Raw genomic sequence first — 26855 nt, 5'->3', positions numbered from 1 at the left:
CCTCCGCAAAAACCGTGCCAGTTCCGGTCGCGGCCACGTTGATAGCTGCTGTGGTCGTTTTCAGGGGGCGGGCGGCTCAGCGCAGATAGATCGGATTGGAGTAGAGCCAGAGGCGCTGGACGTGTCCGAAGGGCAGGCTGGGCGAGGTCACCCAGGCCTCGATGCGGTAGACGCCGGGCTGGCTGGTCAGATGGCTTAAGCGGCGGTCCTCGACGCGGCGGATAATCTCACCGTCGCGGTAGAGCAGCAGATAGACGCCGTCCCGGGGTGGGCAGTAGGCTTCCAGGTTTACCGGCTCGCCGCGCAGGGGATCGATGGTCAGCTCGTCGCCCATGATGGCGAAGGCTTCGCCCTGGGAGGCGGTGAAGCGGAAGCCGGCGCCGTCGCCGATCGGCGCCAGGCAGCCGAAGCAGTGTCCGGCTTCGAGGGCGGCGGTCAGCTCGTCGAAAGCCTTGTTGGGGTTGCGGGGCAAGCGCTGGGGTAGCAGCACGTAGGTCTGCAGGGTGCGGAAGGCGTCCTCGTAGCTCGGCGTCTTGATGTACCAGTCGCCGATCACCTTGGTCCGGCCGCGGACGTCGACGGAGCTCAGGCCGACGACGGGGCGCTCGGCGGTCAGCCGGTCCCAGAGCAGGAAGGGGGCGCGGTCGATGCCCAGCCGGGCCAGGGAGCCCGGACCGTCGAACAGGTTGGCGCTGGCCGCCTGGATCCAGTTCCAGGGGTCGGCGGTGCGCCAGAGGCTCGTCAGGTTGACCACTTCGAGGGCGTCGAAGCCGGCCAGGGAAAGATCGGTCCAGGGCTCCCGGGGGTCCTGGGGCATGGCGATCACGGTCAGGTGCTCGTCCAGGCGGGCCAACAGCGTCGAGGTGGCGCCGTTGAGATCGTTGTTCGTCGGCATGTCCCGGGGCCCAAGGAACCACATCCGCCCCTCGGGACGGCTCAGCTCGGCACCGCAGAAGACGAAGAAATCACCGTAGCTGCCGACCTTGCCGTCCATGCGGGCTTCCATGGTGTTCTCGTCGGTGACGACGACGAAATCCAGCCCGGCCTCATCGGCGTAGCGGGCGATCCGGCTGTAGGAGGACCGCCCCTCGCCATAGTCCGAATGGGCGCACAGACAGCCCCGGTAGGCGAAATACCCGCCCAGCCGGGGATAGACGGCGAAACGGCTCCGCGGGAACTGGACCCGCAGGTTGTAGAGCGAGAACAGGGTGAAGGCGGCGACCAGGGCCAGGATGACGTCCCTGAGCAGACGACGGGCTTCGCGGCCCTTCAGCTTATGCCAAAAACCGCCGACGAGGCCGCCCAGGCGGCGCAGCAGGGGCGGTTTCTCCCGGGCGTTGCGTTCGGCGGAGGGGGCTGTCGGCGGCGGGTTCATTCGGCGAAGCTGCCGCGGACGCCGACCCAGAGCTGGAGCGGCGCTCCATCGGCGTCCACCAGGGCGAAGACCGTCAGCCAGCGCTCGAGTTGCGGATCGGCGAAGGGCGGCAGGGGCAGCCGTTGGGAACGTAACAACCACCGTCCCGTCGCCGGTTCGTAATCGACGGCCTCCCAGGCCAGCTCGGCCAGCTCGGCCGCAGTCGGCCGGTAATCACCGTTGTGTTCGGGATGCTTGGAGAGGGGGTCCAGGTCCACGCCGGCCAGGTCGCTCAGGGCCGCCGGCGGCAGAAGGGGACGCGGCGGTTGGATGTCCAGGACCTCGACGGTTCCGCCGTCCAGCTTCAGGGCGTAGCCGTAGACGTCGGTCTCGACGACGACGGCGCCGTGCAAGCACAGCAGCTCGCCGTCGAGGTCCGGTCGGCGCTCGGTGAGATAGTAGACGTTGCGGTAGACACCGTCGTCGGCGGGTAGAAAAACCTCGAGATAGCTCAGGGCTCCCGTATCGCTGCAGGGACCGCGGACTTCGACGGCTTCGCCGGCCGCGATGTCCAGCGCTGCCGGACGGTCGCCCAGGGGCGCCCGCGGCGGCAGGGCGACGACCTCGACGCTGTTCTCCGCGGTCCGGCAGCCCGCCAGACAGACTAGGAGGATGACGGGGGGCAAAGCTGGGCGGCGTATCGGCATGGGGGGTCGCTGGTCTTTCGTCGAACTTGTCTTCGGCATAGAAGCCCGTTGCCGGTAAGCGAAACCCGTGCTGCGGAGTAACAACGTCGATCGCGCCGCGCGGCGCCGGTTTGGAACCCCGCGCGGGGTTAGTCGATGTCGTAACCGGCTTCGAGCTCTTCGGCGCTGGCGCCCACATCGCCGCCGTTTTCGGCGCTGTCGCGCAGGGCGGCGATACGGTCCCGGGCGAAGGCGGCGTCGCCCTCGCCTTCGGCCAGACTGATATAGCGCTGCCAGTGACGGATGGCGTCGAGCTCCTCGCCGGTCTTCTCCAGCAACATGGCGTAGTTCCAGTGGGCCAAAGCGTAGTCGGGCTTGATCCGCAGCGCTTCTTCGTAGGCGTCGCGGGCCAGATCGTAGTACTCCATGTGGTAATAGCAGTTGCCCAGATTGTTATGGGCCTTGTAGTAGTAGGGCAGCAGGTCGAGGGCTTCGCGGAAGTGGCTGGCGGCCAGGGAGTAGTAGCCCTTCTCCATCGAGACCAGGCCGAGGTTGTTCTTGACGAAGGGGTCTTCGGGGGCCAGTTCCTCGGCGTCCTCGTAGTAATCGGTGGCGGCGCGCAGGTCGCCGGCGGCCAGGGCCTCGTTGCCGGCCTCGAGCAGGCGGGCCAGCTCCGAGGTTGCGCTGTCGGCGACGGTGCTGACACCGCCGTCTTCCTTTTCGCTTTGCGCGGAGGAAGCGGTATTGCCGCCGGAGGAGTCCAGAAAGCAGGCGGTGCCCGATAAGGCGATGATCAACGGGATGGCGAGTGTTTTCGACACGGAACCCCCGGAGTGGTAGTGATCGGCCGTCGAGATGGTGGGCGTCGTTCGTTCGGTGGTATTCTAGCCGGGTCCGGCGACGGCGTCAAGACGTGCCGACCGGGGCCCTTCGAGCCCGCCGGCGACGGTTCGGCGCGGCGGATACCGCGCCGTCGACGCCCTGTGTTCGGGGGGACGCCAATTGCGCAACGCCTTGACATAATGGACGATAATCGATCAGCGGCCCGGCCGGTTGTTGGCAACAACGGCGGGGGCTCGAGCTGTTGCTGTTGTTATCCGGGCCCGTGAGCGGGCTTTCCGAGTAGTTGATATTGTCAAAAACCCTTGACAATTAAGGGGAATGCAGGTAAGTTAACCATGATAATAAATACCATTGCTCGACGAAGCTGACCGAAACAAGCGCCTTGTTGTCGCGTCGGGCCGACGAGCATCGGCAGACCAACCAACGAGCCGACCCGCAGCGCGAGAAGCTCCACAGCGCTGCCGCCGGGAGGGCTCAACCAGGACGCCCACCCAGGGGGTGGTGCATCCCCAATGGGCACGGCCAACCTTCTCGCCGGCTCGTTGACACCTCGAGTAACCAACCGAACAGGGACCAAACGACCGATGACGCCACCCCGCGATCGTGATCAGTCCGACGCTGAAATCGTCGAGGACCGCAAACCCGGCGAACCCCGGGTGCGTTTCCGCCGTCGTTCCAGCGGCTCCAAATACGGCTCGATCACCCATATCATCCTCCTCGGCGCGGCGATGGCCGTCGTCGTCTGGCTGGTGTTCTTCCTCGACCGTGACGGCGACGAAGAGGCCGCCCCGGCCGAGGACAACCCGACGACGCCGGTCTCCGTCGACACCGCCGAGCTGGACATCGACGAAAACCTGATCAACTACTACGCCGAGGGCTTCCAGCTCCTGCGTCCCAACACCAACTGGGATTTCATCCACGGCGGCCAACTGAGCTACAACCGCATCGACGATTTCACCGACGAGATGTGGCTCAACGCCGGCGAGATCGCCCGATTGACCCTCTTCGACGCCGACCGTGACGTCGTCAACGTCCGTGTCGGCAAGCTCAAGCTGCCCGAGGGCCAGAACCGGGTCGCCGAAACGGTCGCTCGACAGTCCTTCGAGCGGATAATCGCCTACGCCCTCAACCCCGATCATCCCTACAATGTCGACACCTGGCAGCCCATCGAGACCCTGGACTCCGGCGACCTCAAGGGCAGCTACTACCTGCTCAAGGTCACCCACAGCCGGGAAACCCAGGCCGACATGCGCTTGGTGGCCTTCTACGTGAAAAACGACTTCGTCTACTCCCTGATCGGCGAGGTCTCCTACGAGGAATACCACATCTATAAAAGCGATCTGGAAAAGATCGTTCGCGGCTTCGTCTTCATCTAGCGGATCCGGCGCCCGATAACAAGAGCTATTCGAACAAGGACAGGATATGGTTGACCAGAACTACATCGAGGAGATCCGACGGCGCAACGCCGAGCGTTCGGCCAAGCTCAAGGACAGCCTCAAGTTTGGGGATTTCAACAAGCTGGCGCCGGACGCCCCCGAGAAGACCCCGACCGACAAGGACGCCGCGCCCCCACCGCCGAAGCCCGCGGGCGCCGCCAAGCCGCCCCCGCCGCCGAGCCGCTCCGGTGCGGGCGCTCCGCCACCACCCCCGCCCCCGTCGAGCCGACCGGCCGCAACCCCGACGCCCCCGCCGGCGAGCGAAGCCCGTCCGGTACCCGCGCCGCCTCCCGGCGAGCCCCGGCCCGCCACCCCCGAGGCGAGTCTCGAGGAGTCCACCGGTCCCGCCCCCGATGAACCCACCTCGGGCATCTGGGACGAGATCCTCGGCGACGCCACCCGGACCGTCGACGATGAGCCCCCGCTCCCCGCCCCGCCAGAGCCCGCGGCCGCCGAACCCAGCGCCCCGCCCGCGGAAAGCACGGACGAAACCGACGAGTTCGTCGTCCCGGACTTCGACTCCGCCCCGGCCGCCGAGCCGGTCCCACAGCCCGCTCCCGCACCGCCGGAACCCGAACCCGCACCGTCGGAACCCGAACCCGCACCGTCGGAACCCGAACCCGCACCGGCCGTCACCGAGGGAGATGAGGGGGAGGACGAGTTCGTCGTCCCGGCCTTCGATTCCGCCCCCGCCGCCGAGGTGCCCGGCGAGCCCGCAGAACCGGTCGCCGAACCCGCCGCTCCACCCTCAGAGGAAACCGAGGAGTTCAGCGTTCCGGCCTTCGACTCCGCCCCGGCCGCCGAGCCGCCCGACGAAACCGCCGAGCCCGCCGCCGAGGTGCCCAGCTTCGACGCCGAGCCCGAACCCGAGGCGGCACCTGCAGCCGCCACGGAAAGCGTGCCCAGCTTCGACGCCGAACCGGCGCTGCCCGAGGAACCGGTCAAACCCAGCGAGGTACCCAGCTTCGACGCCGAGCCCGAACCCCAAACGGCTCCCGCAGCCGCCGACGTTCCCGCCTTCGACTCCTCGCCGGAAGAGGAAACCCCGTTTATCGAACCCGCCGAAGAAAGGGTTCCCGAACCCCGGCCCGCCCCCACCGCCCGGCCGGCGGCCGCCGCCGTTGAGGTCAAGAGTGGCGAAGGCGTCGAACACTCGATCACCCTCGAGGTCATCGGCACCGAACTGCGCCTCAAGCGCCGCAACATCAATCTGCGCGAGACCATCTACCTGCTGGAAACGGCGGCCGAGGAATGCCGCAAGCTGCTCGAGGAATAGGCCATCGCCCCGCTACGGCGGCCGAAGACCGCGTCGTATCAACGCTTAACTAACCGCTGACCCACCCCGACAACCAGGGCAGACCGCCTTGATCTTTCGCAAAATCCTGCCCCGCTACGTGGCCCTCGACCTGGGCACGACCAACACCATGGTCTACCTCGAAGACGCCGGGGTCGTCGTCGAGGAGCCCTCGGTCATCGCCGTCAACGAGTACAAGCAGATCGAAGCCCTGGGCACCGCCGCCAAACGGATGCTCGGCCGTACACCGCCCAACATCCGGGCCATCCGCCCGCTCAAGGACGGCGTGATCGCCGACTACCAAACGGCCGAACTGATGCTCAAGGGCTTTTTGCGCATCTGCCTGCAGGGCTCCTCCGTCGTCAAACCCCGGGCCCTGGCCTGCGTCCCGTCGGGCATCACCGAGGTCGAAAAACGCGCCGTGCGCGATTCCCTCAAAAACGCCGGCGTCCGCGAAATCTACCTCATCGAGGAACCCATCGCCGCCGCTGTGGGTATGCAACTGCCCATCGAGGCCTCGGCGGGCTCCATCGTCGTCGACGTCGGCGGCGGCACCACCGAGGTCGCCGTGATGAGCCTCGGCGGCGTCGTGGTCAGCGAATCGCGCAAGATCGGTGGCGACGATATGGACGCCGCCATCGACCGCTACCTGCGCAACCACTACAGCGTCTTCGTCGGTGAGCAGATCTGCGAACAGATCAAGATCAACATCGGCACCGCCGTCCGCCTCGACGATGAACGAACCATGGCCGTCAAGGGCCGTAACATGATCACCGGCATCCCCAACACCGTCGAGCTGTCATCCAACGAGGTCTTCCAGGCCCTGCGCGAAACCGTCTCATCGGTCATCGGCGCCGTCCGCTCCACCCTCGAACGCACTCCGCCCGAACTGGCCGCCGACATCGTCGAAAGCGGCGTCAACCTCACCGGCGGCGGCGCCCTGCTCCACGGCCTGGACCAGGCCATCCACGAAGAAACCAACCTCGAGGTCCGCCTGGCCCCCAAACCCCTGCATACCATCATCGAAGGCCTGGGGATGATCCTCTCCGACTTCTACCGCTACAAACGGCTGTTCAATCTGGTCCCCAGTTGATACCCCCGCCACACCGGACACAACCTCTCAGCGCTCCCCGCCGGGGAGCGCCTGATTATGTGATCCGCAAAACAAGGGGAGCCCAGCATGCGCTATACTACTGGTCTTTGATCACGGGCCGCCCGGCTCATCGCCCGTACCAGTTTTCTAAACCTGAGTAACCGCGTGACCTAACCGCTCGCGGCCTCGTAAACCTCCAGAGTATTCGACGAAGTGTGTATGCCGCAGCCTAACCGCGAAGAGAACCGCTGGGGGAAAGCTCGGGCAACGGTTGACAGGCCGCCCGAACCGGTATCACGACGTTAAAAACCGCTCATGCCCCGCCCTAGCTACACAAAACGTTACCGATCGCTTTCGGGTTTCCGATGAGGTTTCCGATGAGGTTTCCGCTGAACAGTCCTGAATGGCTGATCTCGAATGATAAGGCTACCTGACGCTCCTCGATAAGATAACCAGCGCCCGGCGATGGAGCGAACAGCCCCCGCTAGTTAGAGCCGTTTTTACCGTGAATCCCTTCCAACTGCCTTTCTCTAGTTATCTCACGGGTCTTTGCAGGTTCACACTCGTTCGGTGATCTTAATACCAACATTACTTGACCGCTCGCCGCTAGGAGCCTGTTAAAAAGTAAGGAGAACAGATAACCTGATCGGATCAAATCAGACTAACTATGCGCGGTTTAACCGGTCTTCTCCACCCACCGGAGATACTGCGTTGTTGATCAAACACGCGCTTCGTATGCCCATACTGGTTGTTATTAGATGACTTAGACATCGATCGCCAACCGTCGCCCGGGTATAGGCAAACCTGCTGTTATCTGACCCTCCTTTTAGTTCCCGCCTATGTTATCCGTCACTTTATGACTACGCGCTTTGTGACAGCCATGTGAGGATCATCGCTCGCATTATCAGCAGATTACCAGCATGATCCGCTCCAGACGGGGTATATGATCGCAAAGAAAGGTCTCGATACGTATGGGTCTATTGCCGAAGCGATCCCTACCCATTCTACGCAAGATAAACTGACCGCCGTGGTAAAGCGAACGCTGAAAACGACCGCCTCCCGCTACCCCCGGGACCGCGGCGGATCAGCCCCCGGAACCGGCACGGTTTTTGCGGAGGCGGACCGTCGCTGCCGCTCGCACGTGCGCCGAGATGCAAAAACCGTGCCGGTTCCGGGGGCGCTACGGCTTCGTTTGGGCAGTGCAACCGCCGGGGGTCGTTTTCAGCGTTCGCTTTACCGCTTCGCTTTACCTCGAATAGCAGCCGTCAATGAGAAAAGCAGATTTCCGGTCTGTTAATAGAGCCGGCTTTTTGCTACAATCTAAAATTCTTACTTGACAGAGGGTAAATGAGCGACTAACTTGCCTCACGTTCCAAACACAAGGCGCCGTGGCCATCGACGACGCCAGCATTGATCGTGTGCGCTGGGCGGCCGACATCGTCGCCGTCGTCGGTGAGTACGTCCAGTTGAAGCGGCGGGGGCAGAACCATGTCGGACTCTGCCCCTTCCACGAGGAGAAGACCCCCTCCTTCAACGTCAACGCGGCGCGGCAGTTCTACCACTGCTTCGGCTGCGGCGTCGGCGGCGACGTCTTCAGCTTCGTGATGGAGATGGAGAACCTCGGCTTCGTCGAGGCCGTGCGGCTGCTGGCGCGCAAGTACAACATCACCCTCACCGAGACCGGCTCCGACGCCCGGCGGGGTGAACGCGAGGGTCTGCTGGAGCTGTTGGAGCGCGCGGCGGCCTTCTACACCCGGTTGCTCGATTCGGAGGCCGGCAGCCGTGGGCGGGAGTTCCTCGAACGGCGCCGGGTTCCGGCGACCCAGATCAAGCGCTTCGGCCTGGGGCTGGCTCCGCCGGCCTGGGACGAGCTGACCAAGGCCCTGAGCAGGTCCGGGGCGCGGGAGGAACAGTTGCTCAAGGCGGGTCTCTGCGCCCGCAGCGAGCGCAGCGGCAGGCTCTACGACCGCCTGCGCGACCGGGTGGTCTTTCCGGTGCGCGACGTGCGCGGACGGGTCGTGGGCTTCGGCGGCCGCGACCTCTCCGGTGACGAGCGAGCCCCCAAGTACCTCAACTCCCCGGAAACCCCACTTTACCACAAGGGCGAGCTCCTCTACGGCCTGGACCTGGCCCGCAAGGGTATGCGCCAGGCGCCGGCTATGTTGGTCGAGGGCTACCTGGACGTCATCAGCCTCCACGCCGTCGATGCGGCCACCGCCGTGGCCCCCCTGGGTACGGCGCTGACCGGTGAGCAGGCCAAACTGCTGGGCCGCTTCGCCGGCGATCACGGCGTGACCGTGATCTTCGACGGCGACAGCGCCGGCCAGTCCGCCGCCCTGCGCTCGTTGGCCGGACTGGTCAACGCCGACCTGGCCGTGCGGGTGGCCGTGCCGGCGGCGGGCGGTGATCCCGACGACGTGGCCCGGGAGGGCGGTCGCGCCGCCGTCGACGAGCTGCTGAACGGGGCCCTCGAGCTGGACGATTTCCTCACCCGCAGCCTGGTGGCCCGCTACGACCTGAACTCCACCGCGGATAAGCTGGCCCTGGTGGACGAGCTGGCCGAACTGCTACTGCTGCTGCGCGAGCGCGTGGCCGTCGATCTGCTGATCGATCGCTTCGCCGGCAAGCTCGGGGTGACCCAAAGCGCCCTGCGGGCCGATCTGCGCGACAGTGTGCGCCGTGGTCGCGAGGGCCGGGCGCGGCGCAGCGACGACCGGTCCGCCGCTCAGCGGAAGCCACCTGCTCGCCGCCCAGACGTCAAGCTGCGGCGGGACGTGAGCCTGCTGCTCTGGCTGCTGTTCAACGACACCGCGTGCGGGCGCCGGATACTGGCCGAGTCGACGGTGACCGACTTTCCCGTCGAGTTCCGCCCGGCGGTGGAATTCGCCGCCCGTTGGGACGACGACGCCCCGCCGCCGATTCCCGCCGCCGCCGCCGAGCTGGACGAGAACCTTCGCCCGGTCTTCTATGAAGCCGTTGATGGAGTCCTGGAAGACGATGAACGCGACGAGGCCCTCGAAGCCTGCCTGGCCAGCCTGCGTCAGCAATCCCTCCGCGCCGAGCAGTTGCGGTTGCGCGCCGAGCTACGCGAGGCCTACCGGGTCGACGACCGGGCGCGGATCGAAGAGCTGCTGCAACGCAAAGAGGAGCTGGAAAAGCGCAAGTCTTAACGCTATACTAACTTTCGACGTAGCATAGCGCAGCTTTTCCATCGAAAACGACGCTCATAAAACCTATTCTCCATCCCACCCCGCGTCTGGATGATAAACGCAACCCCGAGGACGTGATGACCGAAGACACCCAAAGCAAGGAACACGGGTTCAACATCCCCGCGACCGAGGACATCGAGAAGCTGATCCGCAACGCCCGGGACAAGGGCAGCCTGACCTATTCCGAGCTCTACGACGCCCTGCCCGACGATGTCGTCAACCCGGAGCAGATCGATGAGCTGTTGATGCTCTTCGATGAGATGGACATCGAGATCATCGACAACTCCAAGGCCCAGATCACCCGGGACACCGAGGAGGACAGGGAGAGCGCCCTGGCCAAGGAGTATTCCAAGGCCCTCTCCGAGGCCGAGAAGGTCCGCACCGACGACCCCGTCCGCCTCTACCTGCGCGAGATGGGTCGGGTGCCCCTGCTCTCCCGCGAGGGCGAGATCGAGCTGGCCAAGCGCATCGAGTACGGTCAGAACGTGATCCAGGATGCCGTCTTCAGCGTCTATTCCACCCACCACGACCTCGACGCCCTCTCCGATAAACTGCGCCAGGGCGAACTGAAAATCGAAAAGGTGGTCAAGATCAACGCCGAGGGCCGCCTGCCCCTCTACAAGCAAAAGGAATACATCCGCAAGACCTGCAAGTTCCTCGGCGACGCCTACGCCGAGCACCTCAAGATCACCGACGCCCAGCGCCTGGCCCGCGAGGAAGGCCTCGAGATCGATCCGCTCCAGATCGAAGCCCACGAGCAGCGTATCCGCGAGCTGCTGCTCCACGTCAAGTTCTCGCCGCGCCAGATCATCCGCTTCGCCGACCGGATCATCGATCTGCTCAAGCTGATCAACATCAAGAAACGCGATTTGCGCGCGGTCTGCCGCCGCTTCGATCTGACCCAGGAACAGGCCTACACCCTGGTCGACGCCGACCAGGGCGAACACCCCCAGGTCGACGGTTTCCGCGACAAATACAACCTCAACGAGGAAAGCCTCAACCGGACCATCCAGCGCATCCGCAAGGCCGTCGAGAAGGTCCGCCAGGTCGAGCGCCAGGTCGGCATGAACGCCGACGAGCTGCGCGAGGTCGTGGCCCGCATCCGCGAGGGACGCCAGGAGGTCCACGACGCCAAGATGATGCTGGTCAAGAGCAACGTCCGCCTCGTCGTCTCGATCGCCAAGAAGTACACCAACCGAGGCCTGCACTTCCTCGACCTGATCCAGGAGGGCAACATCGGCCTGATGCGCGCCGTGGACAAGTTCGATTACAAGAAGGGCTACAAGTTCTCGACCTACGCCACCTGGTGGATCCGCCAGGCCGTCACCCGCTCGATCGCCGACCAGGCACGCACCATCCGCATCCCGGTCCACATGATCGAGGCCATCAACAAAGTCATCCGCACCAGCCGGCAACTGCTGCACGAGCTGGGCCGCGAGCCCACGCCGACGGAGATCGCCGACGAACTGGGGATGAGCTCGGACAAAGTGCGGCGCATCCTCAAGATCGCCCAGGAACCCATCTCCCTCGAGACGCCGATCGGCCAGGAGGAGGACTCCCACCTGGCGGACTTCGTCGAGGACAAGAACGCCGTCAGCCCGGCCCGCACCGCCGCCTACACCATGATGAGCGAGAAGATCGAGAACGTCCTCGGCTCGCTGACCCGGCGGGAGGAGAAGGTGCTGCGCTTCCGTTTCGGCGTGGGCGACGGCTGCCCCCGCACCCTGGACGAGGTCGGCACGATCTTCAACGTCACCCGGGAGCGCGTGCGCCAGATCGAGGCCAAGGCCCTGCGCAAGCTGCGCCACCCCAGCCGCTCCAGCAAGCTCAAGGCCTTTTTGGAGCTCTGACAACGGTTGCGAACCCCAAAAACCGGGCCCGCGGGCCCGGTTTTTCTTGTTGCCGGACAGGCTCGGCCTTGCGCCGGGCCGTCACGCTTCTTGCATTCCCGCCGGACCTGCTAAGGTCCGGCGGGGCAAGAACCGCGCCGGCCCTCGTCGCAGGTTTCAGCGCCGTCTACTGGTCTTTGATGGCGTATCGCAGGCTGTTATCGGAGCGGTAAACGATGTGCGGGCGGTCCTGGCCGTCGACGGCCAGGGCGACGAAACAATCCGGTACGCTGTCGCTGTCCGCGACGCTGACGGCCCAGCCGTCTCCGCGGGGGAAGGCGTAGTTGAGCAACCCCCGGTCGGCGTCGATGTAAGCGACCCGCGGCTCGCCCTCTGAAGTGACGTCTATGTCGATACCGATCCCGTAGTTACCCATCTGTTCGTCGATCGTCTCGAACTGCCAGCCGCCGCCGTCATTGTAGGCGTACAGCAGAACCCGCTCGGGATAAGCGTAGTAGGCCAGGTGCAGGCCGTCCCGGTCGTCGACGGCCAAGTCGCAAACGGTTCCCTCGTCGACGACCTCGCTGGTCCAGTCGTTGCCGTCGTAGACGGCCAGCTTGACCTCGTCGGAGTCACGTCTGTGATAGGCGATGCAGGGACGGCCGGCTGAGTCTAGGCCCAGCGAGGTATAGAAACCGGTAAGCCCCTCTATATCTAGTATTTCCAGCTCCCAGCCCATCGCGGTTTGGCGGGCGCACTTGAGGTCGTAAGCGGTTGGATCCTGATAGGCGATGTGCGCCGCACCGGCGTCGTCCCTGACCAGCGAGGGACAGTTGCAGGCTCTGTCGACGGTTTCCGTTTTCCAGTCGTCGCCTCCCCAATAGAGGTAACTCAAACCTCCGCCGATGTAGGCGATGAAGGGTAAACCGTCGTCAACGGCGATGGAGGTGCCCTGGCTCAGACCGATCGATACGAGGCAGCCGTAGTTCCAGTAGCCGTTGGTCCGGCGGGCGTAGCGCAACTCGGGCGGATCTACCGAGCAATAGGCCACGTGGGGGCAGCCGTTTTCGTCGAGGGCCACTGCGGGTGCCCGGCCGACGTTGCCACCGTCGTCGATGATCTCGAGGCGCCATTCCCCCTGTTGCTCTTCATCGTCACCGCTTACGCTCTCCGGCTCGCAACCCGTGATCAGGGCGGTTACGAGCAGGGCCGTGAGAAGGCAGCTGGCGGCTATCCGATACATTTGTCCTCCCGTTTGTTCAATAAAGATCAATACGATATAAAAGCTTGCCCAAAGAACTAACTCAACGAACTGTTCATGGTTTGGGAAACGCTCGCATATAGCCGATACCTACCGGGAGCTCAACGGTGACGCTGCGCAGTAGCAACAATCGCGCATTCAGCGGACGGCAGCGAACTGCGGGATTGAGCAGCGCTGCATGATGTCGGGATCGAGCGGCTTGCCGGCAGCCATCCTGGTGATCAAGCAGCACCGCCAACCGGCGCGCTATGGTCAGCTTGGGTGTAGCGCACCCCGCCTTTTGAACTCTTACAGACCGGCCCTCCCCGATGCCACCGGCAAACCGCAACCCGGCAGTTACCGGCTCCGGGCCGCCGTCACCGCATCAAGACGCCGGGGCCGTTCGGGCTCGGCAGCAACTACTCACAACGCTGTGAGCCAACGTGGTACACGCCCTGTGTGCCGCTGATCGCCGTTGGCTGCATCGGTGATGAATGCACAGCGCTTCCCCGTCGTCGGGCGGTCTCCCGGGCTGAGTGGCTCTGCAGCCTTAACGGCCGGTGAGCGTTTTGCCACCTCCAGCAAGCGTATTCGACGATTTGATTGCGCTGACTTCAACTGTGAGCTGATCCGCAGCAGTGGATCAGGACTGCTACAACTCGACTATCCGCCTCATATTTACGAATCTTAGGAAAACTAGCAGCTGAATTTGCGCCTGTCAAGTTGAACAAACCCGCGACAGTGCTAGGGGTCTGCTCAGCCATACTGCGCCGCGCCACGGGGCGCTAGTTGAACGCTGAGCTCCTGGATCGCCGAGCCGAGGTTCTCTCCCGCGAAAATGCAACCGCTGACACTCGACGCCCCCGCCCGGTCGGTCTATGAGGCGGCGTTACCGACGGGCAGATGACGAGGGCCGGCGCGCTTCTTGCCCCGGCGGACCGGCAAGGTCCGCCGGGCATGCAAGAAGCGTGACGGCCCGGGGGGATGCATACTGGAGGTACTGGGTTACGCAGGAGGTCCGTTGACGGTTTTATCTGCTGGGAGGCCCTCCAGGACCCGGAAGTGAAAAACCGGAACCCTGAGGTTCCGGTTCGAGCGGCGGGTTGACGGCGCGCCTACTTGAGGTACTTGCCCGCTATGGGCTTCAGGCGTTCCTTGACGGCCTGGGGGACGTGCTCGGGCCGGGTCAGCATGGCCTGGGCCAGGGCGTTGTGCGCCGGATACTCGGCCTCGAGATCGATGGCCGGCACGATGGCCTGGATCAGGTCCTTGGCCGTCTCGACGTTCTTGGCGAAGTTCTCCATCACCATGTCCGAGGTGACGTCCTCCTCGTGCCAGCAGTCGTAGTCCGTGGAGAAGGCCAGGGTGGCGTAGGCGATCTCGGCCTCCCGGGCCAGGCGGGCCTCGGTCAGGTTGGTCATGCCGATGATGTCGGCGCCCCAGGAGCGGTAGAGCCGGCTCTCGGCCCGGGTGGAGTACTGGGGACCCTCCATGCAGATGTAGGTACCGCCGTCATGGACGGTGACGCCGAGTTTTTTGGCCTGCTCGACGAAGATCGCCCGCAGCTCGTTGGAGAAAGGATCGGCCAGGCTGACGTGAGCCACGATGCCGTCGGAGAAGAAGGTGTCCCGGCGGTGGCGGGTGCGGTCGATGAACTGGTCGGGGACGACGAGGTGGGTGGGGGCGATCTCCTCCTTGAGGGAGCCGACGGCGCTGACGGAGATGATATAGCGCACGCCGAGCTGTTTGAGCGCGCAGACGTTGGCCCGATAGTTGACCTCGGTGGGGGTCAGCACGTGACCCCTGCCGTGGCGGGGGACGAAGGCCACCTCGCGGTTGTCCAGCCGGCCGACGACCACGGCGGCGCTGGGCTCGCCGAAGGGGGTGCTGATGAACTTCTCCTGCTTGTCGGTCAGGGCCTCGATCTCGTAAAGGCCCGAGCCGCCGATGACGCCGATCTTAGGCATTCTTCCTCCTGGCTGCGACGGTGGTGGGGGATTATGGATCGACGGGCCAAGGATACCACAGCCCGTCGGCGCCGGTGAAGGGCCGCTGATCGTCAGTGCTCGACATAGGCGACGTCCCGGCTGTAACTGAAATCATCGTCGCGGCCGGGGCGGTGACACTTGGCGCAGACCGGGGCGGCGACGGGCTCGACCTCCCGGGATTCGTAGGGGTGTTCGGGACCGGCGCGGTGACAGGCCTGGCAGCCGACGTCGGTCAGCTGCGGGGTGCGCTCGGCGTCGGCGAAGCCGCCGGGCTTGCCGAAGCCGGTGGTGTGGCAGCCTACGCACTCCAGATTGCGCTCGTCACCCTCCTCGACCAGAGTGGCGAAGGCGTGGGCGTGGTCGGTGTCGCGCCACTGCTCGAGCTCGGCTGTATGACAGGCGCCGCAGTCATCGGGACCGAAGAATTGTGGTTGCGCCGTGGCCACGTAGTAGGCTTCCAGCCAGTCGCGGTAGCGCTGCTCCTCGTAGGCCCGCAGGCGTTCGAGAACGGCGGCGCCGCGGCCCGGGGAGCGATCGACGGGCAGGGCCTCGTAGGAAACGATCTCGCCCAGGTTTTCCGCTGAGCGGCTGAGGGTGACCACGCCCAGGTAGCGTCCCAGGCGGCCGGGCCAGATGATCGGCGCGCCCTCCGTGGTGTCCGGCCGGCGCTGGAACAGGCCGGAGTGGCCGCCGACGATCAGGTCCAGGCGCTCGGCGTAGTCCCGGGCGGCGTAGACCTCGTCCTGGACGCCGAGGTGGGACAGCAGGACGACGATGTCGCAACCGGCGGCCTCCAGGGCCTCGAGTTCGTCCTCCAGCGCGGACCGCCAGGGCGTCACCCGATACCGCAGCTCGGCGAGCAATTCCTCCAGCCCGTGGATCTCCTCGTTGATGACGGCGACCAGCCCGAGCTTGACGCCGTCCCGCTCGATGATCAGCGAGCCCGGCGGCCGCGTCAGGTCGTCGTCCAGCGGTTCGAGGTTGGCGCAGAGGATCGGCAGCGTCGCGCTCAGATCAGCCACGCTGAAGGTGCCGTCGAGCAAATCCTGGTCGCCGAGGGCCAGGGCGTCGTAGCCCAGCAGTTCGTAACAGTCGAAGATCGTTCGGGCCTTGGCGGGCTTGTCGTCCAGACCGAGGAGATCGCCGCTGTCGAGGAGCAGCAGTTCGGGATGGCTTTCCCGCAGGGTATCGAGGGCGCCGGCGCGCTCCGCCAGTCCGCCGAGGACGGACCCCGGTCAGCCGCAACCGGCCAGCTTGCCCCGGGTGGCCGAGGTCAGCACCAGGACGATGACATCGCCGTCGTCGTCGGCCGGGGTATCCGCCGCGTCGAAGAGCAGCAGGCCGACGAGGGCCGACAGGATGATCAGGGCCAAACCGGGACGCATCAGTCGCCCTCCAGTAGTTGCCGGAAGCCCGCTTCGTCAACGACCTCGAGGTTCAGTTTCCGGGCCTTGTCCAGCTTGGAGCCCGCGTCTTCGCCGGCGACGACGAGATCCGTCCTGGCGGAAACCGTCGAGTTGACCTTGGCCCCGGCCGCGCGCGCCCGTTCCTGATACTCGCGCCGCGGGCGGGAGAGGGAACCGGTGAAGACCACGGTCAGTCCGCTCAAGGGACCCCGGGGCTCGTCTTCCTCGACCTCCAGCCGGGGATCCAGCCCGTAGCCCTTGAGGCGTTCGAGGAGTCGTCGGTTGGCCTCGTTGACGAAGAAATCGTTGATCGAGGCGGCCATCGTCGGCCCGACGCCCTCGACGGCGGTGAGCTGTTTTTCGTCGGCGGCGGCCAGGGCGCCCAGGGAGCCGAAGCGCCGCGCCAGCAGACGCGCCGTCGTCGAGCCCACCAGAGGGATGCCCAGGGCGAAGATCAAGCGCGGCAGATCGGCCTGGCGTTCTTGCCTGATCGCCCGGATCAGGTTGGCGGCAGATTTCTCGCCAAAGCCCTCCAGTTCGGCGACCGTGTCGGCTTCCAACTCGAACAGGTCGGCCGGCCCCGCGATCAAACCGGCCTCGAGCAGCTTATCGACCACTTTGGGTCCCAGCCCCTCGATGTCCAGGGCGTCGCGACAGGCGAAATGCTCGATCCGGGCCCGCACCTGGGCCGGACAGTCGGCGTTCAGACAGCGCACCGCCACCTCGTCGGGCAACTGGACCGCTTCCCCGCCGCAGACCGGACACTCGTCGGGCATCTCGAAGGCCCGCTCCGTACCGTCACGGTAGTCGGTGAGCGGACGGACGACCTCGGGGATGACGTCACCGGCGCGCTGGATCTCGACCCGGTCGCCGATCAGCACCCCCAGCCGCTCGACCTCGTCGGCGTTGTGCAGGTTGGCCGCGGAGACCGTCACCCCGCCGACGGTCACCGGCTCCAACACGGCCACCGGGGTCAGCACCCCCGTGCGGCCGACGGAGACCTCGATATCCTTGAGGACGGTGACCGCCCGGCGCGGCGGATACTTCCAGGCCACGGCCCAGCGCGGACTGCGGGCCACGGCGCCCAGCCGCTCCCGGGCCGCCAGATCGTCGACCTTGACCACCACGCCGTCGGTCTCGTGCTCCAGCTCGGAGCGTTCGTTAAGCAGCTGGGTGTAGTAGGCCTCGACCTCCTCGACCCGGGTGACGGCCGCGGTGGGATGGTTGACCGGAAAGCCCCAGTCCGCCAGGCGCTCGAAGCAGTCGCCATGGCTGCTCAGCCCGAGTTCGCGCGCTCCGACGAGGTTGTAGGCCAGAAAGCGCAGCGGCCGCCGGGCCGTCACCTTGGGGTCGAGCTGGCGCAGGCTGCCCGCGGCGGCGTTGCGCGGGTTGGCGAATTCCTTCTCCCCGCGCTCCGCCTGGGCCTCGTTGAGGGCCAGGAAGTCGTCGACCCGCAGGAAAACCTCGCCGGTGACAACGATCTCGGCGGGAACGTCGCCGCGCAACTGCAGCGGTACGGCGCGGATGGTGCGCACGTTGGCCAGTACGCCCTCCCCCGTGCGGCCGTCGCCCCGGGTCGAGGCCTGGACGAGGCGGCCGCTTTCGTAGACCAGTTCGACGGCCAGGCCATCGATCTTGGGCTCGCAGAACAGCAACGGAGTCGCGCCGTCCAGCCCCTCGCGCACCCGCCGCAGCCAGTCGGCGAACTCCCCCTCGTCGCTGACGTTGGCCAGGGAGAGCAGCGGCCGCCGATGCTCGACGGACTGGAAACCCGCGGCCGGCTCGGCGCCCACCCGCTGCGTCGGCGAGGCCGGCGTGACCAGCTGGGGATGCTCGTCCTCGAACCGCTGCAGCTCACGCAGCAGCTCGTCGTACTTCGCGTCGGTCAGCGACGGATCGTCGAGAACGTAGTAGCGGTAATTCGCCTCGCGCAACCTCTCGGCCAACTCGCGGTGTCTTTCCCGATAATCGCTCAACCCCCGTCACCTCCCCGCTTCGAACGCAGCAACCGATAGAACACGGCGGTCACCTCGGTCTGCACCAGGATGAACAGCAGCCAGGCCGCCGACCAGCAGGCCGCGGCGGGCAACAATCCGCCGTCGACGACCGCCTCCCTGACCAATAGCGGCAGCAGGTTGACGAACACCCAGAGCGCCGCGCCGAAGATCAGGGCCTTGAGCCAGGCCCTGCCCGGCAGCAACGGATGCAGCACGCTGTAAAGAAAACCGGCCACGGCGGATTCGGCCAGAATGAACAAAACGTAGACTACGATCTCCCCCGCGCCGACGCCCTCGATGAGCCCGGGATGCAGCTCCGTCAGGCGCGGGCCAAGATCGAACAGCCGCAGCAGAATGAACTGCAACGTCAAGCCCGCCGTCCCGCCCAGCACCCCGGCCAGGATGCCGTGGAGGTTGCGACGGCCGACCCTGTGCTGTCTGGGGACCATAGTCAGACACCTGGCTTAGCGTGCTCGAGCGTCGCACCGCGCCGACCTGCCGCCTTCGGCTTCGCCGCACACCGACCTGGAACGCCGGAACCGGCACGGTTTTTGCATCTCGGCGCCGCCGCGAACGGCGGAACCGTGGCGCCTTCCGCAAAAACCGTGCCGGTTCCGGCGGGCGGGCCGTTGGGCGTTCGCGTCGACCGGGCGGCGGCTGGTCGGCGCTTTCCCGCTACGGTTCTGCTTTTTCCAGGACGAAGGGGGCGCTGGTCTTGTCGAGGAGCTCGCCGTCGAGGGCGTCGACGGTGAAGACCAGCTTGGCGAAGCCGGCGTCGTCACGGGCCAGCAGGGTGATCTCCCAGCGCGGCTCGGCGGCTTTGGCTGGGCCGAATAGCAGATAGCGTTCGCCGAAGATCTCGTTGTCTTCGATGAAGCCTTCGACGTTGTGGCCGCTGATGACGGCGGCGGCGGCGGCGCTGTCGATGAAGGCGTCAGCGTTCCAGGGCGGAGGGGTCTCGCCGACCTGAAGGGATTCGGGCTCGTAGGGGGTCTGGATCAGGCCGTCGCGACCGAGATAGACGCGCAGCAGGCTGTTGGATTCGGGGGAGTGGAAGCTGTAGATCCAACTGGAGCACAAGCCGTCGGCGAAGGCGCCGCCGGATGCCATGCCGAGGATTTGGTACAGCCGGGCGCCGGGCAGGAGCTCCGCGGCCCGCGAGCGGACCTCCTCGAGGCGCTCATGGGAGCCCAGGGCACCGGTTCCGGCGGGGCGCTCCGGTCCGGGACCGCAGGCGGTCAGGCAGGCGAGGACGAGCAGGGGCAGCGGTTTAAGCCTCATCGTCGTTCTCGGCGAAGCGGAGTTGAATCAAGCGGCGCAGCTCGTCGTCCAGGGTGACGTTGCGCCGGGCCATGACAACGGCGGCGGTCTCCAGGGCCTGTTCGAGGCGGTAAACGCTGCGTCCCCGGCGGCTGAGCCAACTGAAGGGCGGCAGCCAACCGGAGAGGGTGCCGACATCGAAGATGTTGCAAAAGGCACCGATCGATGTACCCGTGCCGATCAGAGTGCCGATGCCGGTCTTGGTGTGATCGCCGATGAAACAGCCGAGCTTGAGCGCGCCGCTGTCGACGCGCCCCGTCGGTGTATGGACGCGGACCGATTTGTAGTTGTTCTTGAGGTCGGAGTTGGTCGTTCCGGCGCCCAGGTTGACCCACTCGCCCAGATAGGCGTGACCGAGGAAGCCGTAGTGGTGCTTATTGACGTGATCGGAGAGCAGGCAGGCTTCGAGCTCGCCGGAAATGCGGCAGTTGTAACCGATACTGGTGCCCGGGCGGATAACGGCGTTGTCGACGAGGGTCTCGGGGCCGATGAAGCAGGGGCCTTCCAGGCGGGCGGGGGCCTTGAGGCGGGCTCCGGCGGCGACGACGACGGGGCCGTCCGTGGTATCGAAGATCACGTCGGGCTCAACGTCGGCGCCTTTCTCGATGAACACGGCGCGGAAATCGCCGATGATCCGTCCCGCCTGAACACCGGAGCGTCCGTGGGTGTGGTTCTGGAACCCGCCCATCAGCTCGTCGGCGTTGGCGTTGACCAGCTCCCAGGGATGGCGCAACAACGTACGTGTATCCGGGTTGAGCGCCAGGGGCAGCAGTTCGGCGGCCAGGGCCGCGGCGTAGCCCCGCTGGTGGGGTTCGAGCCCCCCGGGGGTGGGTGAAACGCCGGCCGGGGTGCGGAACCATACCAGCCGCAGGCCCTCGTCGTCCTCGATGAATTCACCGGCGGCCTCGTCTTCGGCGGCCGCCCGCGCGGCGACGGCGTAGGGATCGGCGGCGGCGGCGTTGACGAAGACGGTCTCGTCGGTGACGACGCCGGGCTGGAACAGCGGACGGCGGCAGAGCGGGCGCAGCTCGCTGCGCGGCCACCAGCGGGCGCCCGGGAAAGATGCGTCGAAGCGGTCGGCCAGCTCACCGTAGCCCAGCTTCAGGCGCCACAGGGGGCGCAGGCTGGTCAGCGGTGCCAGGGTGCGCTGACGCTGGTCCTCGAAGACGACGACGAGCATGCCTACTGCTCGATCTGGGTGGCGGCGATCCAGGCGTCGGCGTAGCCCGAGCTGCGGGCCTTGTTGCGGAGGGTCTCGGCGGCGGAGCGGTTGGAGCAGTTGCCCACCCGGACCTTCCAGTAACCATCGAGGTACTCCACGTAGGCGGGCTCACCGAGCACGCGCTCGGCCTCGGCGGCCAGCTCGCGGGCGGCGCTCTCGTTGGTCGAGGCCACCAATTGGACGCGGAAGCCGTCGGCGGTTTCGGTCAACTGGTGGGTCTCGGGATCGGTTTCATCGGGCACGGTGAAGGTGACCAGATCCCCCTCCTCGACGGTGTCGGCGTCGGTGATGATCTCACCCTCGATGACGGTGTCCTCGATGACCTCGTCGTCGCCGTCGTCGTCGTGCTTGCAGCCGGCGATGAAGGCGGTGAGGAGCAAGCAGACGAGCAAGATAGTTGCTTTGCGCATGACCATCCTCCCCAGGGGAAGTGAGGCGCGGGGTTCATGGTTTTCGGGAGCTCAAATGGCGGTCGCCGGCACCGCAGGATCGGGGACGTTCGGTGTCAGGGCGTCACCCACGTTTGCTACCACTGGATTATAGCCCAAGGCCGCCGGTCGGGCAACCGGCCTAGAGCCAAGCCAGACCGAAGGCGACCAAGGCGCCGACGACGGTGTTGAGAGAGTTCTCCAACTCGTTGGACAGCTTACCCTCGGGCAGCCAGGCGCCCAGATAGCTTTCGAAGCTGCTGCCGACGAGGCCGGCCAGGGGGGGAATCCAGACCAGGCTCCAGGGGATCAACCCGACGCCCGCCGCCAGCAGCCCCATCAGCGCGGCCAGCCCCAGACCGCCGAGGGTGCCCTGCCAACTGACCGCCCCGGCGGTCCCCGGCTCGACCCGGCGGAAGGTGGTGATCAAGACGGGTTTGCGGCCGTAAAGCTGGCCCAGCTCACTGGAGCCGGTGTCGAAGACGGCGGTGGCGAAAGCGCCGACGAAGGCCAATACGAGGGGGAGGGCCAGGGCGGGCCAAGCGGCGCCGATGAAGGGGCTGGCCACGGCCAGCAGCGTCGCGCAGGCGGTGTTGGCCAGGGCGTGCTTGGCCCCGCGGCGACCGCCGCCCTCCTGAGCCAGACCGCGCTTCTCCTTCTCCTTGTACCCCAGTTTCGTCGCCAGGGTTCCCAAGACGAAGAAACCGACCAGGATCAGCCAGCCCCGCCAGCCCAGCCCGGCGAAGACCAGCTCGCCGAGCAGCAGGCCGCCCAACATCCCGGAGACGGAAACCACCCCGAGCAGACCGGCCAGCAGGGCGAAGGGCAGATGCAGCCAGAGGGACAGCAGCAAGTTGTCGAGGATCGTCTGCCACACGGTCGTCAGTCCTCCTCGGCGGGTTGCAGGCGTCGCCGACGCCGGAGGTAGCTCAGCAGCGGCGTGATGTCGGCGGGATTGACCCCGGGCACCCGGCGGGCCTGACCCAGGGTGCGGGGTCGCTGGCGGGACAGCTTTTGCGCCGCCTCGGTGCGCAGGCCGAGGACCTCGTCGTAGTCGATGTCGGCGGGCAGGCGGGTGGCGGCCAGACGCTCCTCGCGGCGGGCGGCCTCGGCGTGGCGACGCAGGTAGCCGGCGTAGCGCAGATCGTTGACGGCCACCCGCAGGCTTTCGCGGGCCGGGCCCGACGGTGTCAGCGACGAACGCAGCTCCGCGGGCAGCCCGTCGTCGCCGCCCGCCAGGACCGTCAGGAGTTCGAGGGCATCGACGTCCCGGCGCGGCACCAACTGGGCGGCGCGCAGTCCCGCCAGTTCGGGCCGACCCAGGCGACGGCAATCGGCGGCGTCGAGGCGGCGGCCGTCGGCCCATGCGACCAGCAGATCACGCCAGCGATACTTGCGTTCGCTCCGACGGGCCCGGTCCTCACCGATCAGACCCAGCTCGGCGCCCAGGGCGGTCAGCCGGCCGTCGGCGTTGTCGGCGCGCAGGGCCAGCCGGTGCTCGGCCCGGGCGGTGAACACCCGGTAGGGCTCCGCGCCCCAGCGCTGGATCAGGTCGTCGATCAACACACCGATGTAGGCCTGGTCGCGTCGCAGGGTGAACTCCCGCCCGCGTCCCTCGACGTACAGCGCCGCATTGATCCCGACCAACAACCCCTGGGCCGCCGCCTCCTCGTAACCCGAGCTGCCGCAGAGCTGGCCGCAGGCGAACAGGCCCGCGATCCCCTCCACCGCCAGCGTGGCCGAGAGCTGATGCGGCGCCAGGCAGTCGTAGACCACGGCGTAGCCCGGCCGGGTGACCACGGCGCGCTCCAGTCCGGGGATCGCCGCCAGCATCGCCAACTGCGTTGGATAGGCCAGACTGGTGGCCAACCCCGAGACGTAATACTCGTCGCCGTCCAGCCCCGTCGGCTCCAGGAACAACTGGTGAACCTCGCGCTCCGGGAAACGGACGACCTTGTCCTCGATCGAGGGGCAGTAGCGCGGGCCGACGCCCTCGATCAACCCCGTGTAGAGCGGGCTCTGCTCCAGTCCCCGACGAATGGCCTCGTGGACCGCCGGGGTGGTCGCCGTCAGGTAGCAGGGCAGGAAGGGACCCGGCGGCGGCGGTCCGCTGAAGCTGAACCGCGGCGGCGGCTCCTCGGGATCCTGGCGGACCAGCGCACCCGTGTCGACCGTGGCGGCGTCCAGACGCGGCGAGGTGCCCGTCTTGAGCCGCACCAGCTCCACCCCGCACTCCAGCAGGCTGCGCCTCAGGGCCGTCGCGGCCCGGGCGTTGTCCCGACCACCGGCGAAGCTGTTCAGGCCGACGAAGATCTCTCCGCCGAGGAAGGTTCCCGTGGCCAGCACGACTGCTCGGCAGCTCAGCTCTACGCCCATGTCCGTCCGCAAGCCGACGACATGATCGTCCTCCACCAGCAACTGCGCCGCATGGCCCTGCAGGAGCCGCAGGTTGTCGGTAGAGAACAGCAGCTCCCGGGCCGCGGTCCGGTAACTGCGGCGGTCGCATTGGGCCCGCGGGGCCTGGACGGCGGCGCCCTTGCTGGTGTTGAGCGTCCGGGTGCCGATCGAGGCCGCGTCGGCCAGGCGGCCCATCACCCCGCCGAGGGCGTCGATCTCGCGCACCAGATGACCCTTGCCCACCCCGCCGACGCTGGGGTTGCAGGGCATCCCGGCGACGTCCTCAAGGTCGGTGTTGAGCAACACCACCCGGACGCCCAGCCGGGCGGCGGCCACGGCGGCCTCGAGGCCCGCGTGTCCGGCGCCGACGACGACGATGTCGGCACGTTCCGTCATCTCGTTTCTCCTAGACCTCCGGCCCGCTCCGCGACCCCTGAAAAACTACCGGTGGCCGATTCAACGCAACTGCCCGTCGGCGCGCCGGAACTGGCACGGTTTTTGCATCTCGGCGCCGCAGCGAGCGACGGCACGGTTGCGCCTCCGCAAAAACCGTGCCAGTTCCGGCGCCGCGGGGTTGAGCGTTTACGACGGTTAGCGGCCGGTAGTTTTTCAGGGGTCGCGGAGCGGGTGTTGTTGCAGGCGGCTCGTTCGTTGACACGTCGCTCGCCGCCGGCGGCGTGTCGTCAAAGCGCGGTTCTTGCGGGGAAGCCTGTTCCTTTGAGCAACGGGGCGGCCGTCGGCCACCCCGTAACAAGTGTGGTTTTGCTTTTCAGAAGGCCAGGCCGGCCAGAAAGCTGAAGCCGCCGATCTGGTTCTGCTCTTCGCTCCAGGCGAGTTCGAGTCGGGCCTCGACGTTGACGCGGAAGTTCTCGTCGCGGAAGAGGTCCAGACCGGCGGCCAGGTGCGGGGTGAAGAGGAGCTCGGTGAACTCGCGCTGGAAGCCGTCCTCGACGTGCTCACGTCCGGAGACGTGGAAGACGGTAAAACCGACACCGCCGCCGGCGTAGGGGCTGAAGCGCTCACCGAACTGGTAGTAGACGCCGAGGCCGACGGGTAGAGCCCAGAAGGAGGGTTCATCGACATAATCGGGGGGGTCCTCGACGGTGGCGGCGTAGAGGCCGACGCTGCCGACGGCCTTCCAGTCGCCGGCCTCGAGGTTGATCAGGGCCTCGAAGCGCCAGGCCAGGGAGTCGAAGCCGAGGTAGTTGTTCTGGCTGAAGGGCAGGAAGCCGCCGAAGCGGCCGCCGAAGAAGACGCCCTCGGTTACCGGACCGGAGGCGCCGGAGCCGCCGTGGGCTTCGTCCTCGGGGACGACGATGGTCCCGAGGGTACCGGGCAGCATCTCGTCCTCGGCTGCGCCGCCGGCGGCGAGAACGAGGAGCAGGGTGAGGGCGAGTAGACGTCGCACTAGTTATCTCCCCCGTAGAAGCGGCGGGCCCAGCCGGTTTGCTTGAAGGCGGCGATACGCGGGATGCCGCCGGGATCGACGGCGCGTTCCCGGGCGATCAGCAGGCTGAGCAGGTCTCCCAGGAGGACCAGGTGCAGGGCGCGGAAGACGGCGGGTCCGGCGGGAGCCGTCAGGACGACGCTGTCGCCGTAGTCGTCGAGGATGGTATCCAGGGGCGGCGCTTCATCGCCCAGGGTCAGCACGATCCGCCGGGGCGGGTCGCCGGGCCCGGCGGCCTCGACCTCGTTGTGGGCGGCCTCGGGCAGGGCGTTACACCAGCAGAACTGCTTGGCGTTCTCGTTGAGCTGCTGCTTCCAGCGCAGGGCGGCGGCGGCGCTCAGGGGGCAGGTGCCGTAGACGACGAGCTGGCGCCCGGCCAGGGCTCGGGCCAGTTCGCCCAACCAGGTGTAGTCGTCGTCGGCCAGACCGTCGCGGCTCGCCCGCAGTTCATCCACGACGGCGTCGGAGCGCCAGAGCGCCGTACCGAGCAGGCGTTCCCCCAGCCGCAGGCAGGCGCCCAGCAGGTGGCCGAAGGCCGCCCGCGGGGGCATGCCGTCGGGAACGCTCAGGCGGGTGGCACCGTGTTCGTCGAGCAACCGGGCCAGCTCGCCGCCGCCGGTGACGCCGTAGACGGCGCTGTGGCGGTCGAGGGCGTCGCGGACGGTGCGCAGGGTCTCCCAGGTCCCGCCGGAGTGGGAGACGGCGAGCAGGGCGTCCTCGGGCCCCAGCCAGTCGGGAGCCCCGGCCCAGCGCCAGGGGATGAAGGGACCCAGAGCGGCCAGGAATTGGGCCGAGACGCCGCTGCCGCCCATGCCACAGACCAGGATCCGCCGTGGCGCCCGGTCGGGCGCGGTGCGGTCTTCCAGACCCAGGGGCTCGGCGGCCAACTGCTCCGGCAGTTCGCGGGCCCAGTTCCACATCTGACTGGCGGAGTAGGTTCCCATACGGGCGGATTATAGCAAAAACGCGGCTCCGGCGTCGGCCGGTCGTCGAGTTGTTTTAACAAGCAGGGCCTCCCCTACGCTACCTAGCCATTCCGCCGGGAGGAGACACCTTTGATGCAAATCGCTAAGAAGGTGGAGGAATACACCGGCAGCGGCTTTGAGCGATTGCTGTTAGCGGTGGTCGACGAGCAGTTCTAAATGGTTGGGGTTGAACGGTAACAGTAGCAGCCGCTCCCCGATGAGATTAACGGCGCCCGGCGGTGGAGCGAACAGCCCCGGGTCGTTGGGGTCGGTTTGACAACCCTGTCTCCCCTCAAGCCCCGCCACAATAAAATGTCAAGGGATTATCACCAAATTATCAACAAGCGCGCAGTCCACTCCTGAGAATGTGTAGCGCGTTATCGGCGTCTCGATGGTTGAAGCTGAACGACCTTCCAGTGATCAAGAGTCTGTAGTTACGCTTGAATCCTCCATGGCAGGCTTTTAGGCGGCGTTAGGCGAAGCCCCGGAAGTTCTCGAGGCCGTTGTTATGCGTCTGTCCATCAGCGAAATCCTGTTGGTGGCTGATGCGCCTGTGGTGTAAGCCGTTGAGTGACAGTTTCTTATGGGCCCGCCGGCCGTCGGCTTATCGGTGTAGCTGGTCGGGTCGAGCTCGGCCCGGCGAGCGGCGGCGTGGCGCCGGCGGATTCGCTTGTCGTAACAATAAGCCGTATTACGATGGC

Annotated in this window: 21 protein-coding genes; 5 read left to right on the top strand and 16 right to left on the bottom strand. The window is 66.5% G+C overall.

Annotated features, from left to right (window positions below; genetic code table 11):
* Positions 1 to 76: 76 nt before the first annotated feature.
* From GF399_08950 to GF399_08940, 3 genes are all read right to left on the bottom strand, one after another.
* Positions 77 to 1375, bottom strand: a complete 1299-nt coding sequence (locus GF399_08950; GenBank protein ID MBD3400447.1) for a hypothetical protein — start codon at positions 1373 to 1375, stop codon at positions 77 to 79.
* Positions 1372 to 2061, bottom strand: coding sequence for a hypothetical protein (locus GF399_08945; protein MBD3400446.1), 690 nt, complete (start codon positions 2059 to 2061; stop codon positions 1372 to 1374). The genes GF399_08950 and GF399_08945 overlap by 4 nt, the downstream gene beginning before the upstream one ends.
* A gap of 128 nt (positions 2062 to 2189) precedes the next feature.
* The gene (locus GF399_08940; GenBank protein ID MBD3400445.1) at positions 2190 to 2861 is read right to left on the bottom strand and encodes a tetratricopeptide repeat protein; all 672 of its coding nucleotides are present in this window, start codon (positions 2859 to 2861) and stop codon (positions 2190 to 2192) included.
* Positions 2862 to 3467: 606 nt separating this feature from the next.
* On the opposite strand from GF399_08940, the gene GF399_08935 reads away from it, so the two are divergent.
* The 5 genes from GF399_08935 (at position 3468) to rpoD (ending at position 11765) form a co-directional block, all read left to right on the top strand.
* Complete coding sequence (locus tag GF399_08935; GenBank protein ID MBD3400444.1) at positions 3468 to 4259, top strand: hypothetical protein; 792 nt, start codon at positions 3468 to 3470, stop codon at positions 4257 to 4259.
* Positions 4260 to 4305: 46 nt separating this feature from the next.
* The gene (locus GF399_08930) at positions 4306 to 5595 is read left to right on the top strand and encodes a hypothetical protein (protein MBD3400443.1); all 1290 of its coding nucleotides are present in this window, start codon (positions 4306 to 4308) and stop codon (positions 5593 to 5595) included.
* Between the two features lie 148 nt (positions 5596 to 5743).
* Positions 5744 to 6706: an MreB/Mrl family cell shape determining protein gene (locus GF399_08925; protein MBD3400442.1), complete on the top strand. Its 963-nt coding sequence runs from the start codon at positions 5744 to 5746 to the stop codon at positions 6704 to 6706.
* Positions 6707 to 8094: 1388 nt separating this feature from the next.
* The gene (locus tag GF399_08920) at positions 8095 to 9876 is read left to right on the top strand and encodes a DNA primase (protein ID MBD3400441.1); all 1782 of its coding nucleotides are present in this window, start codon (positions 8095 to 8097) and stop codon (positions 9874 to 9876) included.
* Positions 9877 to 9992: 116 nt separating this feature from the next.
* A complete protein-coding gene (gene rpoD, locus GF399_08915; protein ID MBD3400440.1) occupies positions 9993 to 11765 on the top strand; it encodes an RNA polymerase sigma factor RpoD in 1773 nt (590 codons plus the stop codon).
* Positions 11766 to 11931: 166 nt separating this feature from the next.
* Here the strand turns inward: rpoD and GF399_08910 are convergent, their stop codons facing one another.
* From GF399_08910 to GF399_08850, 13 genes are all read right to left on the bottom strand, one after another.
* The gene (locus tag GF399_08910; GenBank protein MBD3400439.1) at positions 11932 to 12987 is read right to left on the bottom strand and encodes a hypothetical protein; all 1056 of its coding nucleotides are present in this window, start codon (positions 12985 to 12987) and stop codon (positions 11932 to 11934) included.
* Between the two features lie 1112 nt (positions 12988 to 14099).
* On the bottom strand, positions 14100 to 14951 hold the full coding sequence (gene mtnP, locus GF399_08905; protein ID MBD3400438.1) for an S-methyl-5'-thioadenosine phosphorylase: 852 nt from the start codon (positions 14949 to 14951) through the stop codon (positions 14100 to 14102).
* A 92-nt stretch (positions 14952 to 15043) separates the two neighbouring features.
* A complete protein-coding gene (locus GF399_08900) occupies positions 15044 to 16186 on the bottom strand; it encodes a hypothetical protein (GenBank protein MBD3400437.1) in 1143 nt (380 codons plus the stop codon).
* Positions 16187 to 16207: 21 nt separating this feature from the next.
* Complete coding sequence (locus GF399_08895) at positions 16208 to 16357, bottom strand: hypothetical protein (protein MBD3400436.1); 150 nt, start codon at positions 16355 to 16357, stop codon at positions 16208 to 16210.
* Positions 16357 to 18354 carry an NAD-dependent DNA ligase LigA gene (ligA, locus tag GF399_08890; GenBank protein ID MBD3400435.1) on the bottom strand — a complete coding sequence of 666 codons (1998 nt, stop codon included), beginning with the start codon at positions 18352 to 18354 and terminating at the stop codon, positions 16357 to 16359. Before ligA ends, GF399_08895 begins: the two co-directional genes overlap by 1 nt.
* Positions 18351 to 18824 carry a hypothetical protein gene (locus GF399_08885; GenBank protein MBD3400434.1) on the bottom strand — a complete coding sequence of 158 codons (474 nt, stop codon included), beginning with the start codon at positions 18822 to 18824 and terminating at the stop codon, positions 18351 to 18353. Before GF399_08885 ends, ligA begins: the two co-directional genes overlap by 4 nt.
* A gap of 226 nt (positions 18825 to 19050) precedes the next feature.
* Positions 19051 to 19656: a hypothetical protein gene (locus GF399_08880; protein ID MBD3400433.1), complete on the bottom strand. Its 606-nt coding sequence runs from the start codon at positions 19654 to 19656 to the stop codon at positions 19051 to 19053.
* Positions 19646 to 20875, bottom strand: a complete 1230-nt coding sequence (locus GF399_08875) for a hypothetical protein (protein MBD3400432.1) — start codon at positions 20873 to 20875, stop codon at positions 19646 to 19648. Before GF399_08875 ends, GF399_08880 begins: the two co-directional genes overlap by 11 nt.
* Positions 20876 to 20877: 2 nt before the next feature.
* Positions 20878 to 21333 (bottom strand): hypothetical protein, encoded by a 456-nt coding sequence (locus tag GF399_08870; protein MBD3400431.1) that lies wholly within the window; start codon positions 21331 to 21333, stop codon positions 20878 to 20880.
* A gap of 154 nt (positions 21334 to 21487) precedes the next feature.
* Positions 21488 to 22222, bottom strand: a complete 735-nt coding sequence (locus GF399_08865) for a DUF92 domain-containing protein (GenBank protein MBD3400430.1) — start codon at positions 22220 to 22222, stop codon at positions 21488 to 21490.
* 5 nt (positions 22223 to 22227) lie between these two features.
* A complete protein-coding gene (mnmG, locus tag GF399_08860) occupies positions 22228 to 24138 on the bottom strand; it encodes a tRNA uridine-5-carboxymethylaminomethyl(34) synthesis enzyme MnmG (protein ID MBD3400429.1) in 1911 nt (636 codons plus the stop codon).
* Positions 24139 to 24511: 373 nt separating this feature from the next.
* Positions 24512 to 25150: a hypothetical protein gene (locus GF399_08855; protein MBD3400428.1), complete on the bottom strand. Its 639-nt coding sequence runs from the start codon at positions 25148 to 25150 to the stop codon at positions 24512 to 24514.
* On the bottom strand, positions 25150 to 26133 hold the full coding sequence (locus GF399_08850) for a hypothetical protein (protein ID MBD3400427.1): 984 nt from the start codon (positions 26131 to 26133) through the stop codon (positions 25150 to 25152). Before GF399_08850 ends, GF399_08855 begins: the two co-directional genes overlap by 1 nt.
* Positions 26134 to 26855 lie beyond the last annotated feature (722 nt).

The sequence above is a fragment of the Candidatus Coatesbacteria bacterium genome (assembly GCA_014728225.1).
Classification (GTDB): domain Bacteria; phylum RBG-13-66-14; class RBG-13-66-14; order RBG-13-66-14; family RBG-13-66-14; genus WJLX01.
This window is presented reverse-complemented; position numbering and strand designations above follow the sequence as displayed.

Bases quoted from the DNA above. Each gene is read 5' to 3' on its own strand.
- GF399_08875 (MBD3400432.1), bottom strand. From the start codon at position 20,875: ATGCTCGTCGTCGTCTTCGAGGACCAGCGTCAGCGCACCCTGGCACCG.
- mtnP (MBD3400438.1), bottom strand. From the start codon at position 14,951: ATGCCTAAGATCGGCGTCATCGGCGGCTCGGGCCTTTACGAGATCGAG.
- GF399_08935 (MBD3400444.1), top strand. From the start codon at position 3,468: ATGACGCCACCCCGCGATCGTGATCAGTCCGACGCTGAAATCGTCGAG.
- GF399_08885 (MBD3400434.1), bottom strand. From the start codon at position 18,824: ATGGTCCCCAGACAGCACAGGGTCGGCCGTCGCAACCTCCACGGCATC.
- mnmG (MBD3400429.1), bottom strand. From the start codon at position 24,138: ATGACGGAACGTGCCGACATCGTCGTCGTCGGCGCCGGACACGCGGGC.
- GF399_08930 (MBD3400443.1), top strand. From the start codon at position 4,306: ATGGTTGACCAGAACTACATCGAGGAGATCCGACGGCGCAACGCCGAG.
- GF399_08850 (MBD3400427.1), bottom strand. From the start codon at position 26,133: ATGGGAACCTACTCCGCCAGTCAGATGTGGAACTGGGCCCGCGAACTG.
- GF399_08895 (MBD3400436.1), bottom strand. From the start codon at position 16,357: ATGCGTCCCGGTTTGGCCCTGATCATCCTGTCGGCCCTCGTCGGCCTG.
- GF399_08925 (MBD3400442.1), top strand. From the start codon at position 5,744: ATGGTCTACCTCGAAGACGCCGGGGTCGTCGTCGAGGAGCCCTCGGTC.
- GF399_08880 (MBD3400433.1), bottom strand. From the start codon at position 19,656: ATGAGGCTTAAACCGCTGCCCCTGCTCGTCCTCGCCTGCCTGACCGCC.
- GF399_08945 (MBD3400446.1), bottom strand. From the start codon at position 2,061: ATGCCGATACGCCGCCCAGCTTTGCCCCCCGTCATCCTCCTAGTCTGT.
- GF399_08910 (MBD3400439.1), bottom strand. From the start codon at position 12,987: ATGTATCGGATAGCCGCCAGCTGCCTTCTCACGGCCCTGCTCGTAACC.
- rpoD (MBD3400440.1), top strand. From the start codon at position 9,993: ATGACCGAAGACACCCAAAGCAAGGAACACGGGTTCAACATCCCCGCG.
- GF399_08950 (MBD3400447.1), bottom strand. From the start codon at position 1,375: ATGAACCCGCCGCCGACAGCCCCCTCCGCCGAACGCAACGCCCGGGAG.
- GF399_08870 (MBD3400431.1), bottom strand. From the start codon at position 21,333: ATGGTCATGCGCAAAGCAACTATCTTGCTCGTCTGCTTGCTCCTCACC.